15 protein-coding genes are annotated in these 15,511 nt (G+C 65.7%); 4 read left to right on the top strand and 11 right to left on the bottom strand.

Going from position 1 to position 15,511, the window contains the following annotated elements:
• Window positions 1–12: 12 nt before the first annotated feature.
• From AB431_RS05500 to AB431_RS05465, 8 genes are all read right to left on the bottom strand, one after another.
• Window positions 13–867, bottom strand: a complete 855-nt coding sequence (locus AB431_RS05500; protein ID WP_047329079.1) for a mycofactocin-coupled SDR family oxidoreductase — start codon at window positions 865–867, stop codon at window positions 13–15.
• 98 nt (window positions 868–965) lie between these two features.
• Complete coding sequence (locus tag AB431_RS05495) at window positions 966–1,832, bottom strand: SHOCT domain-containing protein (protein ID WP_047329078.1); 867 nt, start codon at window positions 1,830–1,832, stop codon at window positions 966–968.
• Between the two features lie 99 nt (window positions 1,833–1,931).
• Window positions 1,932–2,231 (bottom strand): hypothetical protein, encoded by a 300-nt coding sequence (locus AB431_RS05490; protein ID WP_047329077.1) that lies wholly within the window; start codon window positions 2,229–2,231, stop codon window positions 1,932–1,934.
• Window positions 2,232–2,337: 106 nt separating this feature from the next.
• Window positions 2,338–3,528 carry an elongation factor Tu gene (gene tuf / locus AB431_RS05485; protein ID WP_047329076.1) on the bottom strand — a complete coding sequence of 397 codons (1,191 nt, stop codon included), beginning with the start codon at window positions 3,526–3,528 and terminating at the stop codon, window positions 2,338–2,340.
• A gap of 84 nt (window positions 3,529–3,612) precedes the next feature.
• Window positions 3,613–5,715, bottom strand: a complete 2,103-nt coding sequence (gene fusA, locus AB431_RS05480) for an elongation factor G (protein WP_047329075.1) — start codon at window positions 5,713–5,715, stop codon at window positions 3,613–3,615.
• A gap of 79 nt (window positions 5,716–5,794) precedes the next feature.
• Entirely contained in the window at window positions 5,795–6,265 is a 471-nt protein-coding gene (gene rpsG, locus AB431_RS05475; protein WP_003881868.1) for a 30S ribosomal protein S7, read from the bottom strand.
• Window positions 6,265–6,639, bottom strand: coding sequence for a 30S ribosomal protein S12 (rpsL, locus tag AB431_RS05470; protein WP_036343468.1), 375 nt, complete (start codon window positions 6,637–6,639; stop codon window positions 6,265–6,267). The genes rpsG and rpsL overlap by 1 nt, the downstream gene beginning before the upstream one ends.
• Window positions 6,640–6,958: 319 nt before the next feature.
• A complete protein-coding gene (locus tag AB431_RS05465; protein ID WP_047329074.1) occupies window positions 6,959–7,597 on the bottom strand; it encodes a TetR/AcrR family transcriptional regulator in 639 nt (212 codons plus the stop codon).
• A gap of 94 nt (window positions 7,598–7,691) precedes the next feature.
• Here AB431_RS05465 and AB431_RS05460 point away from each other — a divergent pair, with 94 nt between their 5' ends.
• Window positions 7,692–8,084 (top strand): DUF3060 domain-containing protein, encoded by a 393-nt coding sequence (locus AB431_RS05460; protein WP_047329073.1) that lies wholly within the window; start codon window positions 7,692–7,694, stop codon window positions 8,082–8,084.
• Window positions 8,085–8,103: 19 nt separating this feature from the next.
• Entirely contained in the window at window positions 8,104–8,502 is a 399-nt protein-coding gene (locus AB431_RS05455; protein ID WP_082135861.1) for a DUF3060 domain-containing protein, read from the top strand.
• 2 nt (window positions 8,503–8,504) lie between these two features.
• Here AB431_RS05455 and AB431_RS05450 read toward each other — a convergent pair whose 3' ends face one another.
• Complete coding sequence (locus tag AB431_RS05450; RefSeq protein WP_235435835.1) at window positions 8,505–10,502, bottom strand: cellulase family glycosylhydrolase; 1,998 nt, start codon at window positions 10,500–10,502, stop codon at window positions 8,505–8,507.
• A gap of 388 nt (window positions 10,503–10,890) precedes the next feature.
• On the opposite strand from AB431_RS05450, the gene AB431_RS05445 reads away from it, so the two are divergent.
• Together AB431_RS05445 and AB431_RS05440 are read left to right on the top strand one after the other, a co-directional pair.
• Entirely contained in the window at window positions 10,891–13,653 is a 2,763-nt protein-coding gene (locus AB431_RS05445) for a LuxR family transcriptional regulator (RefSeq protein ID WP_158423515.1), read from the top strand.
• Window positions 13,654–13,699: 46 nt separating this feature from the next.
• A complete protein-coding gene (locus AB431_RS05440) occupies window positions 13,700–13,996 on the top strand; it encodes a DUF4242 domain-containing protein (protein ID WP_144418202.1) in 297 nt (98 codons plus the stop codon).
• On the opposite strand, the gene AB431_RS05435 is transcribed toward AB431_RS05440, so the two are convergent.
• Together AB431_RS05435 and AB431_RS05430 are read right to left on the bottom strand one after the other, a co-directional pair.
• Window positions 13,993–14,790: a crotonase/enoyl-CoA hydratase family protein gene (locus AB431_RS05435; RefSeq protein WP_047329069.1), complete on the bottom strand. Its 798-nt coding sequence runs from the start codon at window positions 14,788–14,790 to the stop codon at window positions 13,993–13,995. The two genes, AB431_RS05440 and AB431_RS05435, sit on opposite strands and share 4 nt — an antisense overlap.
• Window positions 14,787–15,500, bottom strand: coding sequence for a PaaX family transcriptional regulator C-terminal domain-containing protein (locus AB431_RS05430; protein ID WP_047333117.1), 714 nt, complete (start codon window positions 15,498–15,500; stop codon window positions 14,787–14,789). Before AB431_RS05430 ends, AB431_RS05435 begins: the two co-directional genes overlap by 4 nt.
• Between the last annotated feature and the right edge of the window lie 11 nt (window positions 15,501–15,511).

The following is a 15,511-nucleotide window of genomic DNA, read 5'->3' as shown; positions in this document are numbered from 1 at the left end:
CCCGACGTCGAATCAGTACTTCATCACGCCGCGGTCGACGCTGATCTGCGAGCCCGACAGGGTCGCCGAGTTGTCGCCGGCCAGCCAGACCACCACGTCGGCGACCTCGTCGACGCTCATGAAGTCCGACCGCTTGCCGGTCGCGCTCTGCCCCACCGGAAGGTACGGCATCGGCGCGAAGCCGTGTAGATAGCTGGGATGTGCGGCGAAAACGCCCATCATGGCGTCGTTTTCGGTCATCGGAGTGGCCACCGAATACGGGTGGATGGAGTTGACCCGGATGCCGTACTGGCCGGCCTCGAGAGCCAGCGAGTTCGTCAGGGCGGTCAGGCCGTGCTTCGACGCAGCGTAATGGCTGTTTCCGGGAGTCGCCTTCACGCCGGCTGACGAGCTCACCACGATGATGGAGCCACCGTTGCCCGCCTCGATCATCGCCGGCACGACGGCACGCAACGTGCGCCACGTGCCGGTGAGATTGGTGTCGATCACGGTGTTCCACTGTTCGTCGGTCAACTCCCACAACCGGCCCCAGGACAGCACACCGGCGTTGGCAACCAGGATGTCGAGCCGGCCGAACTGCTCGACACCGTCGGCCACCAGTTGGCGCACTGCGGCGTCGTCACGGACATCGACCTCACGGGCCAGCACCTTGCGGCCCTCGGCCTCCACCAGGCGGACCGTCTCATTGAGGTCCTCGGGAGTCGTCCCGGGATAGGGAATGGTGTCACTCACCGACGCGCAGATGTCGGAGACAATTACGTCGGCGCCTTCGCGGGCCAGGCGTACGGCGTGGGCGCGACCCTGGCCGCGAGCGGCGCCGGTCACGAATGCCACTCGCCCCTCGAGCGTCCCCGACGGTGTTGTCATCAATGGTCCTTTCGGTCATCCCAGGCCAGGCTAGCAAGCCAACTGGAACGTGTTCTAAGGACCGGTCCGAAACCCTGCGCGACGTGCCGATGGGCAAGCTAGAGGTCGGCGAGGATCTGCTGCCGTTTGGCGGTGTACTCGGCCTCGCTGATCGAGCCCGTGGCCCGCAACGTCTCCAGCTCCTGTAACCGCTGCGCGGTCGTGACTTCCGGCATGGGCGGCGCATATACCGGCAGCGCGGCCTGGACCGGGGCGGCTTGCGGCGGCGCGGCCTGCGGCGGCGCGGCGGCGGTGGGCTGTCCGGCGGCGGCGCGGCGGACGACGGCCATCACCTGCTGCCGCACAGCAGGATTGGAGCGGATGTCGATGGTGCCGTTCATCGGTACGCCATTGGCCCGCAGGATCTGCATGATCTCCATCAACGGCCCGGCCTGCCCGCGCAGGTCGTAGGTCTTGTTGTCCTCGGCGAGGGTGAATTGCGCTGGAACTACGCCTGCGATCAAAGCGCTGGCATTCCAGTCGATTTCGTACTTCTGGGTGCCCGGCTCGACAAGTGCCACCAATTGGTGGCCGTTGAGGATCTGCATGCGGGTCGGGCTCGACGCCATGGTTTCCTGCGTGTCGAAGCCTGGATAGCCGGGTACCTCGAAGTGCAGGTTCACCTTGATCATCTGCTGGTCGTTGACGAACCACGACGTATCGGAGATCCCGGTGATCTGGGCCAGGACCAGAACACCGCGCTGATTCAGCTCCTCATGCCGCGCCGAGGACTTGATCCCGGCGTTGGTCAGCCAGAGCGCCGCCAGCACGTCGCCCGCGGTGATGAGCAGACCGACCCAGAACATCCACCCGATGTACGGCCGCGCGAACGGTCCGAGCGCGAAGTACACGATCAGGAAAATGGGACCGACGAGGCCGCCGAACAGCAGCACGGTCAACTGGGCTTTGATATACCGACCCAACATTTGGCACACCCCTTCTCGGCCAGCAATGTCGCGATCAGACTAACGCCAACACACCCAATTGGGACCGGGGACAAGTGGTCGAACTCTGTGAAATCGCTGTCAGGGCTGCTGGAGTAAGCGGTCCAGCCCGGGCAGTTGCGGGGTCAATCGGTTCACGAACACGTCGAGATTGTTGTGCACCCCGGGACCCGCCGGGGCCGCGGGCGCAGTGGGCACCGAAGATGCGGCCGTCGCACCCCGCTGGCCGCGGGGAACCGGGGTCATCCGCTGGACGTCGACACTGGCGGCACTGACCATCAGCACCGCTGCGACGATCCCACCGAGCACAGCCACCAACGCCGCGCCGCCGATCAGGATCGACGGCGGGTATGCCGGCTCCTGGAAATCGTCGTCGTCCACCGCCCCACCCCGCTGAGATGCCGAAGCGTAGCACCGGGGTTCGGCCCACAACGCGAAAACGGCGCCCACCCGAAGGTGAGCGCCGCTTTCGCGGTACTAGGTCAGATCACTTGTGGATCTTGGTGACCCGGCCGGCGCCGACGGTGCGGCCACCTTCACGGATCGCGAACCGCAGGCCCTCGTCCATGGCCACCGGCTGGATCAGCTTGACGGAGATGTCGGTGTTGTCACCGGGCATCACCATCTCGGTGCCCTCGGGGAGGGTCACCACGCCGGTCACGTCCGTGGTACGGAAGTAGAACTGCGGACGGTAGTTGTTGAAGAACGGCGTGTGCCGGCCGCCCTCGTCCTTCGACAGGATGTAGACGCTGCCGTCGAACTCGGTGTGCGGGGTGGTGGTGCCGGGCTTGACCACAACCTGGCCACGCTCGACGTCCTCGCGCTTGACGCCACGAACCAGCAGACCGACGTTGTCGCCGGCCTGGCCCTGGTCGAGCAGCTTGCGGAACATTTCCACACCGGTGACCGTGGTCTTGGTGACGGTCGGCTTGATGCCGACGATCTCGACTTCCTCGTTCACGTTGATCACACCACGCTCGACACGACCGGTGACCACGGTGCCGCGGCCGGTGATCGTGAAGACGTCCTCGACGGGCATCAGGAACGGCTTGTCGGTGTCGCGGACCGGGTCCGGGATCGACTCGTCGACGGCGTCCATCAGGTCCTCGACGCTCTTGACCCACTGCGGGTCGCCCTCGAGGGCCTTGAGCGCGGACACCTTGATGACCGGGGCTTCCTCGTCGAACTCCTGAGCGGCCAGCAGTTCGCGGACCTCCAGCTCGACGAGCTCGAGGAGCTCCTCGTCGTCGACCATGTCGGCCTTGTTCAGCGCCACCAGGATGTAGGGGACGCCGACCTGGCGGGCGAGCAGCACGTGCTCGCGGGTCTGCGGCATCGGACCGTCGGTGGCGGCGACCACCAGAATCGCGCCGTCCATCTGGGCGGCACCGGTGATCATGTTCTTGATGTAGTCAGCGTGACCGGGGGCGTCGACGTGTGCGTAGTGACGCTTCTCGGTCTGGTACTCCACGTGGGAGATGTTGATGGTGATACCGCGCTGACGCTCCTCGGGCGCATTGTCGATCTGGTCGAATGCGCGCGATTCGTTCAACTCCGGGTACTTATCGTGCAGAACCTTGGTGATTGCTGCAGTCAGCGTGGTCTTGCCGTGGTCAACGTGACCGATGGTCCCGATGTTGACGTGCGGCTTCGTCCGCTCGAACTTCGCCTTCGCCACTTCTGTGTCCTCCTGGACTTGTTGGTGCTTGCTAAAGCAGTTTTGATGTTTTCAGTTGTGGTCCGCCAAGCCGGCGAGCCAGGATTACTGGCCCGTCGCCTTCGCGATGATCTCCTTCGACACGTTCGCCGGAACTTCGGCGTACGAGTCGAACACCATGGAGTAGTTAGCCCGGCCCTGCGTCTTCGACCGAAGGTCGCCGACATAGCCGAACATCTCCGACAGCGGAACCTGTGCCTTGACGACACGAGCACCGCTGCGCTCCTCCATGGCCTGAATCTGACCACGGCGGGAGTTCAGGTCGCCGATCACGTCACCCATGTAGTCCTCCGGGGTGGTGACCTCGACGGCCATGATCGGTTCCAGGATCACCGGCTGCGCCATCGCGGCAGCCTTCTTCAGCACCTGGGAACCGGCGATCTTGAAGGCCATTTCCGACGAGTCGACGTCGTGATAGGCGCCGTCGAGGAGCACGACCTTCAGGTTCACCAGCGGGTAGCCGGCCAGCACGCCGTACTGCATGGCGTCCTGCGCACCGGCGTCCACCGACGGGATGTACTCGCGCGGGATCCGGCCACCGGTGACCTTGTTCTCGAATTCGTAGGTCGCACCGTCCTCGCCGACGAACGGCTCGAGGTTGATGATGACCTTCGCGAACTGGCCCGAACCGCCGGTCTGCTTCTTGTGCGTGAACTCGACGTTGGTGGCCGGACGCTTGATGGTCTCCTTGTAGGCCACCTGCGGCTTGCCGACGTTGGCCTCGACCTTGAACTCGCGGCGCATGCGGTCGACCAGGATGTCCAGGTGTAGCTCGCCCATGCCGCCGATGACGGTCTGACCGGTCTCCTGATCCAGGTGCACCTTGAAGGTCGGATCCTCTTCGGCGAGCTTCTGAATCGAGAGGCTCAGCTTCTCCTGGTCGCTCTTGGTCTTGGGCTCGATGGCGACCTCGATGACGGGATCGGGGAACGTCATCGACTCCAGCACGATTTGGTTGTTCGGGTCACTCAGGGTGTCACCGGTGGTGGTGTCCTTGAGGCCGATGACCGCGTAGATGTGACCGGCGGATGCCGACTCGACCGGGTTCTCCTTGTTGGAGTGCATCTGGAACAGCTTGCCCAGCCGCTCCTTCTTGCCCTTGGTCGAGTTGATGACCTGCGCACCGGAGTCGACCTTGCCCGAGTACACCCGGACATAGGTCAGCTTGCCGAAGAACGGGTGCGTGGCAACCTTGAACGCCAGCCCCGAGAACGGCTCGTCGGCCGACGGCTTGCGCGAGATGATCTCGTCTTCCTTGCCCGGGACATGGCCTTCGGCGGCCGGAACGTCCAGCGGGGTCGGGAGGTAGTCGATGACCGCGTCGAGCATGGGCTGCACGCCCTTGTTCTTGAACGCCGAACCACACAACACCGGGTAACCGGCGCTGGTGACGGTCAGCTTGCGCAGACCGGCCTTGATCTCGTCGACCGTGAGCTCTTCGCCGCCCAGGTACTTCTCCATCAGGTCGTCGTCGGTCTCGGCGACGGCCTCGATCATCGCGGTGCGGTACTCCTCGGCCTTCTCCTGCAGATCGGCCGGGATGTCGACGACGTCATACTTCTCGCCGAGCTTGGTCTCACCGCGCCACACCTTGGCCTTCATCTCGACCAGGTCGACGACGCCCTCGAAGTCACCTTCGGAGCCGATCGGCAGCTGGATCGGAACCACGTTGGCGCCGAGGCGATCCCGCATGGTCTGCACCGAGAAGTAGAAGTCGGCACCGAGCTTGTCCATCTTGTTGACGAAGCAGATGCGCGGTACGTCGTACTTGTCGGCCTGACGCCAGACCTGCTCGGACTGCGGCTCGACACCTTCCTTGCCGTCGAAGACGGCTACCGCACCGTCGAGCACGCGCAGCGAGCGCTCCACCTCGACGGTGAAGTCGACGTGGCCCGGGGTGTCGATGATGTTGATCTGGTTGTCATTCCAGAAGCAGGTGGTAGCGGCCGAGGTGATCGTGATACCCCGCTCCTGCTCCTGCTCCATCCAGTCCATCGTGGCAGCACCGTCGTGCACCTCACCGATCTTGTACGAGATACCGGTGTAGAAGAGGATGCGCTCGGTGGTCGTCGTCTTGCCGGCATCGATGTGCGCCATGATGCCGATATTGCGGACCTTGTTCAGGTCGGTCAGCACGTCCTGTGCCACGGCTAAATTCCCACTCTTTCGCTTATCAATTCGGTGTATTCATTGCGCCGCGCCGCCGCAGCACTGCGGCGGCTTGCAATCACCAGCGGTAGTGCGCGAAGGCTCGGTTCGCCTCGGCCATTTTGTGGGTGTCCTCACGCCGCTTGACAGCGGCACCCAGGCCATTGCTGGCGTCGAGGATCTCGTTCGCCAGCCGCTCGATCATGGTCTTCTCCCGGCGCGCCTTCGAAAAGCTCACCAACCAGCGCAGGGCCAGAGTGGTGGAGCGATCGGGGCGAACCTCGACGGGAACCTGATAGGTGGCGCCACCGACACGACGGCTGCGCACCTCGAGGGCGGGCTTGACGTTGTCGAGAGCGCGCTTCAGGGTGACGACCGGATCCGTGCCGGTCTTGTCACGAGCCTGTTCGAGCGCACCATAAACAATGCGTTCTGCCAGCGATTTCTTCCCGTCCAGCAGGACTTTGTTGACGAGCTGGGTGACCAGCTGCGACCCGTAGACCGGATCGTTGACCAACGGGCGCTTCGGCGCGGGACCCTTGCGCGGCATCAGCTCTTCTCCTTCTTCGCGCCGTAACGGCTACGGGCCTGCTTGCGGTTCTTGACACCCTGGGTGTCCAGCGAGCCGCGGATGATCTTGTAGCGCACGCCGGGGAGGTCCTTCACACGACCACCGCGCACCAGCACCATCGAGTGCTCCTGCAGGTTGTGGCCCTCACCGGGGATGTAGGCGGTCACCTCGACGCCGGTTGTCAGCTTCACGCGCGCGACCTTGCGAAGCGCCGAGTTCGGCTTCTTCGGAGTGGTCGTGTACACGCGGGTGCACACGCCGCGGCGCTGCGGGCTGCCCTTGAGGGCCGCGGTCTTCACCTTGGCGACCTTGTCGGTGCGACCCTTGCGGACCAGCTGCTGAATGGTTGGCATCTACCGGCTTTCTTCTCTCGTACGTCTTTCGGCGGTTCTCAAGTCTCTGTACTGCTGTTTTCACCCCGCCGCGTACCCCGCTGCCGGGCGTGTCGCACCCACTGCACACCGGTCGAATCCGATGCATACTGGACATGCGAATTTGCCCGGCGTGCGCGCATGCGTCCCCGCAAGCGCCCCTATCGGCCAGGCACGAGCTTCTACGATACCAGGCGCGGCACGCCCTTCCAAACTCGGTGTACGGCGCCTTACTGCAGGTCAACGCCAGAATGTTGGCGTCGGTTCCGCGTACCCCGGATATCGGCTGCCCGACGGGAGGTCAGCCGTGGGCCCCGCTGCGGTGGGCCATTCCCGCGGCCAGGCGCAGCACCATGTCGGAGAACACGACATCGGTGTCGACCATGTCCATCACACCGGTCATCTCCAGCAAGACGAATCCGTGCAGGGCCGCCCAGAACTCCAGCGAGGCATAGAAGGCGTCGTCGCCGTCCAGGCCGTACGAGGCCAGCACCTCGATGACCGGCGCCGCGGCGGCGTGCGAGGCCGCAGTGAACTCGGGGTCGTCGCCGCCCAGTGGCATCCGGGTAAACGCCGAGTACCGGCCCGGGTGGTGGTGCGCATAGCTGCGGTAGGCGCTGGCCATCGCGGTGACCGCGTCGTCGCGGGTGCGACCCTGCCCGACGGTGGACAGCATCTGCAGGATGTCGTCGATGACGTGCATGCGGACAGTGCGGCGCAGGTCTTCCAGGCTGTGGACGTGGTTGTACAGCGACGGACCTTTGGTGCCCAGCTGGGTGGCCAGCGCGTTGATCGTCAGACCGTCCCAGCCCTCGCGGTCCAGAAAGGTCAGCGCCGCGTTGACGATGACCTCACGGCTCAGCTTGGCGGACCTCGCCGACGACCGGTTGCCGGCGCGCGGCCGGTCGGCCGCGGAGTCCGGTTCCGGCTCAGATGTCATGACGAGGCCCTTCGATGGTGGATCGAGAAGAGAACTCTAGTTGACCGACCGGCAGCCACGTAGGCTCCAACTCGGGTTGGGTGGAAAGAGAGGCATGTCGGTGAGCTGGGGACACCGCGGCTGCGCGCTCATCACGACCTGCGTAGCCGCCCTGACGGCGGGGATCACCGGGACGGTCGCATCGCCGGTAGCGCACGCGAAGAACGGCGATACCCACATCGTCGGCGTCGGCATCGTGCAGACGGTCGACTGCAACGGGTCGACCTTGTTCATCAACGGCGCGGAAAACCAGATCACCGCGCTGGGCTCGTGCTGGGCCGTCACCACGCAGGGGTCGTCGAACACGGTGATCGCGGATAACGTCGTCAACGACATCACGGTCTACGGCTGGGACCAGACGGTCCTGTACAAGAGCGGCGAGCCATTCGTCCTCGATCGTGGCCGCGAGTTGGGAATGACGAACCGGATCGACCGCGTTCCGGCGTAATTACGAAGGACGGATGCCGATGCACTCCCCCACCCTCATCGCTGGGATCGGCGTTCTCGCCGCCATCGCCCTGGCCGGCTGCGGATCCACCAGCAAGGAGTCGCCCGCCCCGTCGGCGACCGCCGGAAGCTCGGGCGCTCAGGTCGAGGTCGGCAACACCATCAACTACGGCTCGTTCGGCACGACCGCCGACATCGACTGCATGAATGGCAAGTCACTGAACGTCGGCGGTTCGAACAACACCCTGACGGTCAAGGGGACCTGCGCGTCGGTGAACATCGGCGGCGCGGACAACAAGATCACGTTCGACAAGATCGACCGGGAACTGTCTGTCGTCGGCCTCAACAACACCATCAACTACAAGGGCGAGCCGAAGGTGAACAACCTGGGCTCGGGCAACACGCTCAACAAGAGCTGAGCTCAGACCGGTACGGCCGTCACGATCACGCTCACCACCGTCGCATCCGAATCCGACTCGATGACGAGTCTGGAGGCGTTCGGCGGCGAGACGACATACCCGCCGGTGACGCTGACCTGGTAGCCGTGTGGGTACTGGACGGCCGGCGTCGAGATCACCGTTTGCGATCCGGCTGCGAACGCCCCGGAGCCGTCCACCTTCTCGGTCGTGTAGCTGAACCGGAAGCTACCGTCGTCAGCGGTCTGCCAGCCTCGGGGCGTGCCGGCGATCGTGGTCGGATACGGTCGGGAAAGTACTTGCAGGTTGCCTGAATTCACGTTGTCGCCAACCGGCGGCAGTGCGGGGTCGTACACCAGCGACTGCTCCCTCGGCCCGCCGCTGCTGGTGATCTCTCCGACACCCGTGTATGCCCAATTGGTCCAACTGATCTGATAACGGTTGGCCGCTTCGGTCTCGATGTCGAGTTCGGAGCCGTCGCTCGATGAACCGAATTCGCCGTCGAATGCCGGCACACCGTTTCTGGCGCTGTACGCGGCGGCCCGCCGCGAAAAGCCGGGCGCGATCACCGAGGCGAGCGCCCGCAGGCCGATCGATCCCCCTCCGTAGCCGTGGTACTCCAGCACAATGTTGTCGTCGTCGATGGCCCCCAAAGCGATGGGCTGACCGAACAGGACCCCTCCGAACACTTCCACCGTCGGCGCGACGGGGGAAATGAACACCGGTGTGCTTGCGTCCACGGACCGGATGGCGGCAATGGTCTGGTTGTACATCGGGGTCAGGTGTTGGGTGCTGAAGAACGATGCGTTCAGGGTGGCAACCCCCCAGCCCGACCCGGGCCACGGCTCGTTCATGATGTTGTAGCCGATCACGCTCGGGTCGCCGTTGAAGTAGTCGGCCACGGCCTGCCAGGTGACCGCGTAGTGGTCTTCGAGTCCCATGCCGTCAGGTGCATCAGCATTGCGCCAGAACGCATCCCACGCGTAGTTCTCCGCAGGGTTGAGGTAATAGTTCAGGCCGAACAACGGTTTTGTGAGATTCGGGTTGGGCAGGCCGCCGGTCTGCGTAGCCCATGCTGGGGCACCTTCACCCTTGAATACCGCGCTGTACAGATCTTGGTGCATGTCGATAACGGTGTAGATGCCATGGTCGGCCAGAGTCTGCACCGTTGCGTTGATTCCGGCCAAGTAGCCTCTGTCGATGATGCCCGGCTCGGGTTCCACTGCCGCCCAATCTATTCCAAGCCGGACGACGTTGAATCCGTTGTCCGCAAGAAACTGTGCGTCATCGGCACCGAACCCCACGGTCGCCGGATCGTAGGGCGGAATCTTGTACACCAGATTGACGCCGTGCACGACTGCGACCCGCCCGTCGTCGGTGGTCAGCCATCTTCCGGTGGTCGAGATGGATCCTGCTTTCGCAGCATCTGGCACAGCGCCTACGACGGTTCCGAATGTCCCGACCTCACCATGGGAACCAAATACGCCCGCGGTACCGCCTGCGCCGCCGAGCGCTGTCAATCCTGAAGGCGCACCGCCCAATCCGCTGTCGCCGCCATCGCCGCCATCGCCACCCCAGCCGAACACGAGCGCACCATTGCCCCCGTTGCCGCCGCGGCCGCCGACGACTCCGTCACCGCCGTCGCCACCCTCACCACCGATGCCGACGAGCAAACCGGCCCGGCCGCCGCGACCACCCTCGGCCCCCGCTCCGCCGTCACCGCCGTCGCCGCCGTCGCCGATCAACCCACCGGCGCCGCCGGTGCCGCCGGCGGTTCCGGCAGTCACACCACCGAAGCCGGGGCCACCATCGCCGAGCAGCCATCCGCCGGCGCCGCCGTCGCGGTGATCTTGGGTGCCCGGCGCGCCGTTGCCGATCACATAGGATCCGGCCACTTTGTTGATAAGGCCGTCCACGACCTGGCCGGCCTTGCTCGTGATCCACAGTTGGCCGGCGGTATGGATCGGCGTGTAGACCATCTGCTGCACCACATCGGACGGCATGCGCGGAGCGCTCGGGGTTTGGCGGTGTGCGGCCGGTGCACGGCCGATAGCAGAAGGGAACGTGTGCGAGACGTTCCCCGGCCCACGTAACGGAGGTCTGCCGCTGGAGCCGCTCGCACCCGACGCCCTGCGCGTGGCGCCGGCTTTGGTCGGGCCCGCTGAGCCTGTTGAGGATTGAGTGGAACCTGACGCTCCCGATTCGGCGGAGGCGTCACCGATACACGAGGCAATCGCCACCCCCAGCCCCAGCGCGACAGTCAAACCACCGACCCGACCGACCCACACCGCTGCCCCCATGGACCTGTTATAGAGCCATCGGGGCACCCGAAGCACACACATTCGTGAAACTGGCTGCGGCCGGTCTTCGGCGCCTGTCAAGATGCTGAGCGTGGCAAGGGGGGCCGTAGAGCGCGCGCGCGAAACCGAGGCGGTGGCTCACCTTCTCCTGCGCGCCGAAAGCGGTCCGGCCGGATTGCTGGTGGAGGGCGAAGCGGGCATCGGGAAGACGACGCTGATTCTCGACGCCCGCGAGCAGGCCGAGGACCGGAACTTTCGGGTGCTCAGCGCGCACGGGTCACCATCAGAGGTGACGTATGCCTACGCCGCGGTTGCGGACCTGTTGAGAGACGTGGACTCCGCGACCCTGGCGGCATTGCCCGATGTGCATCGGTTAGCTCTCGAACGCGCTTGCGTCGGTGATACGGCTGGCAGCGGACCGGCCACCGACGAACGCACGGTCGCGACCGGGTTTCTGTCGGTCATCGAGCGAATCAGCACGCAGCGGCCTGTGCTGTTGGCCATCGACGACGCGCAATGGCTCGATGCCTCCAGCCGGGCGGTGATCAGCTTCGCCGCACGAAGGCTCACTGGCCGGGTCGGCATGATCCTCGCCTTCCGCACCGGCGACCCCGAGGCAGCCGATGCACAGTCTTGGCTGCACTTCCCCCAGCCCGACACCGTAGCCCGCGTAACGATGGAACCGCTGAGCCTGGGCGGGGTACACGCCCTGGTGGCAGCCCGGCTGGGTCAAACATTGCCGCGCCCGAAAATCACCCGGATACACGAGATCTCCGGCGGCAACCCGCTCTTCGCACTCGAACTCGCCACCAGTGCGGCCCGCGATCCGAGCGCACTCGGCTTGGAGCTACCCGACAGCTTGGCCGCACTCGTCCGACGTCGCATCGGTGACGCTGCCGACGACGCTGACGTCGTGTTGCTGACCGCCGCATGCAGTGCTGCACCGACGATCGAGTCGGTCAGCCTCGCGACCGAGATGCCGACCGTCCGCACGGTCGAAGTGCTCGAGTCGATGGAGAACCTGGGAATCGTGCGCCTCGACGGTAACCGGGTGCGATTCGCCCATCCCTTGTTCGCCACCGGTGTCTACGCCAATTCGCCACCCTCGCGTCGCAGGGCCGTGCATCAGAAACTGGCCGCCCACTCCGCGCGCCCCGAGGTCCGGGCCCGGCATCTCGCGCTCGCCGCCACCACGGCTGATCCGGACACTCTGGCGGCACTGGACACGGCCGCCCAAGCCACAGTTACCCAAGGCGCTCCCGGCGTGGCCGCCGAATTGGTCGAACTGGCAATAAAACTCGGCGATGACAGCGTGTGGCGCCGCATTCGGGCCGGCGAGCTGCATTTCCGGGCCGGCTCGACGATCGCAGCCCGCAGGCATCTGCAGACCGCGCTCGGTGAGGCACCGCCTGGAGTGCTGCGGTGCATGGCGTTGATGTGGCTGGGCGCGGTGAAGGCCTACGACGACGATATGACCGGCGCGGTCGCGGCGATGAGCGAAGCGGTCGGCGAGGCCGGCGATGACCCGGCCCTCGGATTGCTGTGTTCGCTGCGGCTGGCGATCGCCCTGGTGATGGCCGATCGTCTCGACGACGCGCTGAAATGCGCTGCGCAGGCGGTCGAATTATCGGAGCGTCTCGGAGTGCCGGGTCTGCGCAGCCAGGCGCTCTCGATCTGGGTGGCGGGCAAGTTCGCGGCCGGGCACGGACTTGATCGCGAGTCGCTGCAGACGGCGCTCGAGCTCGAGGATCCACACGGTGGGGCAACCACCTGGTTTCGAGCCAGCGCCACTGAGGCGATTCTCACCGCCTATACCGGCGATCTCGATCGAGCCGAGACGTTGATGCACCGTGTCCGAGAGCAGATGCTCGACGGCGGCACAGAGGTTGACATCATCTGGGCTGCAGTTCATTTGGCGGCGATCGCCCTGTGGTCGGGACGTTATGCCGACGGCACCCGACTCGCCGAAGAGGCATTGCAGCGGGCCGAGCAGATGGGTGGGCAATTTGCCCTCATCACGGCGTGGACGCCGCAAGCCGCCGCAGCAGCCTACAGCGGCCGCGAAGCCGAGGCGCGTGCGGCGGCGCAGATGGCCATCGATACCGCCTATGAGATCGGTGCGGATCTGATGGCGAAGGAGCCCCGCAGCAGCCTGGCCTTCCTCGAAGTATCGCTGAGCAACTATTCCGCAGCGCTCACCGTCCTCCAGCCCGACCTCGACGCCTTCGATCCCGCCGCCACCGAGATCGAGTTCGGCCGCCATCTGCCCGACGCGATCGAAGCACTCTCGATGCTCGGCCGGCCTGATGAAGCAGAGCCGCTTGTGCAGGCGCTGGAGCGCAACGGAACTCGCGTCGACAGGCCCTGGATGCTGGCAATGGGTGCACGCGGGCGAGGTCATGTGTTGGCCGCCCGCGGTGACCTGGACGGGGCGCAACGTGCCCTCGAGGCGGCTATCGCACACCATCAACGGTTGCCGATGCCGTTCGAAACCGCCCGCACTCAACTGGTGTTGGGTCAGCTGCAGCGCCGCCGCCGGCGCAAACAGGATGCTGCGGGGTCGCTGCGTGAGGCGCTGCAGACCTTCGAGCGACTCGGTGCACCGCTGTGGGCAACGCGTGTCCAGGCCGAGCTCGCGCGCCTCGACGGCTCACGTGGTGACGGACGCGCTTTGACCCCCACCGAGCTGCGGATCGCCGAATTGGCAGCTACTGGGCTGTCGAATAAAGAGATCGCCACCGAGATGTTCATCTCCGACAAGACGGTCGAGATGAACTTGTCCCGGACCTACCGCAAACTGGGCATCCGCTCCCGGGGCGGCCTCTCTGCGGCGCTGCAGACCCGAGAGGTCTAGGGAAAACCCTCATTCAACTCAGGGCCATCCGCCATACAGTCGCAGTGTGAGCGGCACATTGCCCCCTGGCCGATGCTTCCTGGTGGAGTGGTACCAGGCTGGTCCGGTCGCGCAATTGGCGGAGGCGGTCGCCGCCCACCTCTCCGACGCCTCGGCGACGGACGATGACAGCCCACCGGCAACGTTGTTGATGGCGTTGACCATGCCGACGGACCAGACGGTTTTCGCCGTCTTCTCGGCTGCCAGCTGCGAGGCGGTCATTCAGCTCTGCCAGCGCGCCGGCTGGCCCCCGGACCGCATCAGCACCGACGTAGACCCTTGGCCCGCCCCTCAGCTGACCTAGGCCTTTGTGCCGTGGCGGCCGGCGCCCTGGGCGAATCGCTGTGCCCCGGCCAATGATTCGGCTGCCACCCGCGACAGGCTGCCGAATTCGAAATCCATGGCGTCGGCTTCGGATTCACCCCACTGATTGAGCATCGACATCCGGTCCGAGCGCAGGCAGAGCTGAGGTAACTCCGCGAGCTCCGCGGCCAGCTCCTCGGCAGCCCGGCGGGCCTGCCCTTTCGGAACCACCCGGTTGGCCAGGCCGATGGCCAGCGCCTCCTGGGCATCGACGGCGCGGCCGGTGAGGATCAGGTCCATCGCCCGGCTGTGACCGATCAACCTGGGCAGCCGCACCGTGCCCCCGTCGATCAGGGGAACTCCCCAGCGACGGCAGAACACCCCGAACACCGCGTCCTCTTCGGCCACCCGTAAGTCACACCACAACGCCAGCTCGAGGCCGCCGGCGACCGCGTACCCGCTGACCGCGGCGATCACGGGTTTGGACAGCTGCATGCGGCTGGGCCCCATCGGCCCCGGAGCCGCTCGGCCGGCGACATCGGACCCTGTCCGAGGGCGATGGGTGGGGTTGGTCTCAGGTGTGCCGATGGCTTTGAGATCGGCTCCGGCGCAGAAGGTTCCGTTGTCGCCCCAGAGTACGGCCACCGATGCCGACTCGTCTTTGTCGAATTCGTCGAACGCGTTGAACAACGCCATCGCGGTGGGACCGTTGACGGCGTTGCGGGCCTGTGGCCGGTCGATGATCACCGTCGTCACCGGTCCTTTGCGTTCTACCCGCACAGGTTCGTCGCTCATGTCGCCTCCACCAGTCGTCCCTCATCCCGCCGCGCAACCAGTTCGGCGGCGAAGTCTGCGTAGGCCTGTCGAAGCTCTGCGCCGGGCCAGTGCGCCGGCAGCAGCTCGTTCGGCAGCACCGGATCGGTGAGCAGGTGCCGCACAATCGCGGCAGCGGCCCGAAAGCGCGCCGGGATATCCTCGGCGGCAGCCATCTCGTCCAGCAGCCGTTGGCCGGTGGCTGCCCATCCGGGCAAGTCCCACAGCTGCCCGGTCAACCCCGACGGGTCGGCGTCACGTGCGCGCAGCACCCGCACCCGCTCGGCGATCTCAGCGGGCAGCTCCTCGTCGAGGTTGTCCGGACGCAGCCAGACCCCTTCCCGGATCTCGCCGAACCGCTTGACCTGCAACGTAGTTCGCAGTGCCGCGCGCGCTCGGGCGTCCATGCCGACCGCGGTGATCAGCAAGGTGACCCACTCGCCGTCCCAGTCGCGGGCGCGCGGATAGAGTGCATCGTCTTGGCGACGCTGGCGGTTCAACAACCGGTCGGACAACCGGTAGCCGTCATCGGAGCGTACGAGATCGCCGGCGGCCACCATCCGCGTCAGTGCCACCCGCAGGGTCTGCTCGCGGATGCCGAAATCCGATGTCAACTGCAGCAGTTCAGCCGAAGTCGCCCATGCCGGGTGCGCACCTAGCAGGACGCTCAACACCACCGACCGCGCGGTCATCTTCGACAACG

Origin of the sequence: Mycobacterium sp. EPa45 (assembly GCF_001021385.1) — a bacterium.
Classification (GTDB): Bacteria; Actinomycetota; Actinomycetes; order Mycobacteriales; family Mycobacteriaceae; genus Mycobacterium.
The sequence above is the reverse complement of the archived record's forward strand: the minus strand, read 5'-3'. Positions and strand labels throughout refer to the sequence as shown.

What these genes read in the sequence shown, in the direction of transcription:
- AB431_RS05500 (WP_047329079.1), bottom strand. Translation starts at nt 867, where the DNA reads ATGACAACACCGTCGGGGACGCTCGAGGGGCGAGTGGCATTCGTGACC.
- AB431_RS05495 (WP_047329078.1), bottom strand. Translation starts at nt 1,832, where the DNA reads ATGTTGGGTCGGTATATCAAAGCCCAGTTGACCGTGCTGCTGTTCGGC.
- rpsG (WP_003881868.1), bottom strand. Translation starts at nt 6,265, where the DNA reads ATGCCGCGCAAGGGTCCCGCGCCGAAGCGCCCGTTGGTCAACGATCCG.
- rpsL (WP_036343468.1), bottom strand. Translation starts at nt 6,639, where the DNA reads ATGCCAACCATTCAGCAGCTGGTCCGCAAGGGTCGCACCGACAAGGTC.
- AB431_RS05465 (WP_047329074.1), bottom strand. Translation starts at nt 7,597, where the DNA reads ATGACATCTGAGCCGGAACCGGACTCCGCGGCCGACCGGCCGCGCGCC.
- AB431_RS05460 (WP_047329073.1), top strand. Translation starts at nt 7,692, where the DNA reads ATGTCGGTGAGCTGGGGACACCGCGGCTGCGCGCTCATCACGACCTGC.
- AB431_RS05455 (WP_082135861.1), top strand. Translation starts at nt 8,104, where the DNA reads ATGCACTCCCCCACCCTCATCGCTGGGATCGGCGTTCTCGCCGCCATC.
- AB431_RS05450 (WP_235435835.1), bottom strand. Translation starts at nt 10,502, where the DNA reads ATGCCGTCCGATGTGGTGCAGCAGATGGTCTACACGCCGATCCATACC.
- AB431_RS05435 (WP_047329069.1), bottom strand. Translation starts at nt 14,790, where the DNA reads ATGAGCGACGAACCTGTGCGGGTAGAACGCAAAGGACCGGTGACGACG.
- AB431_RS05430 (WP_047333117.1), bottom strand. Translation starts at nt 15,500, where the DNA reads ATGACCGCGCGGTCGGTGGTGTTGAGCGTCCTGCTAGGTGCGCACCCG.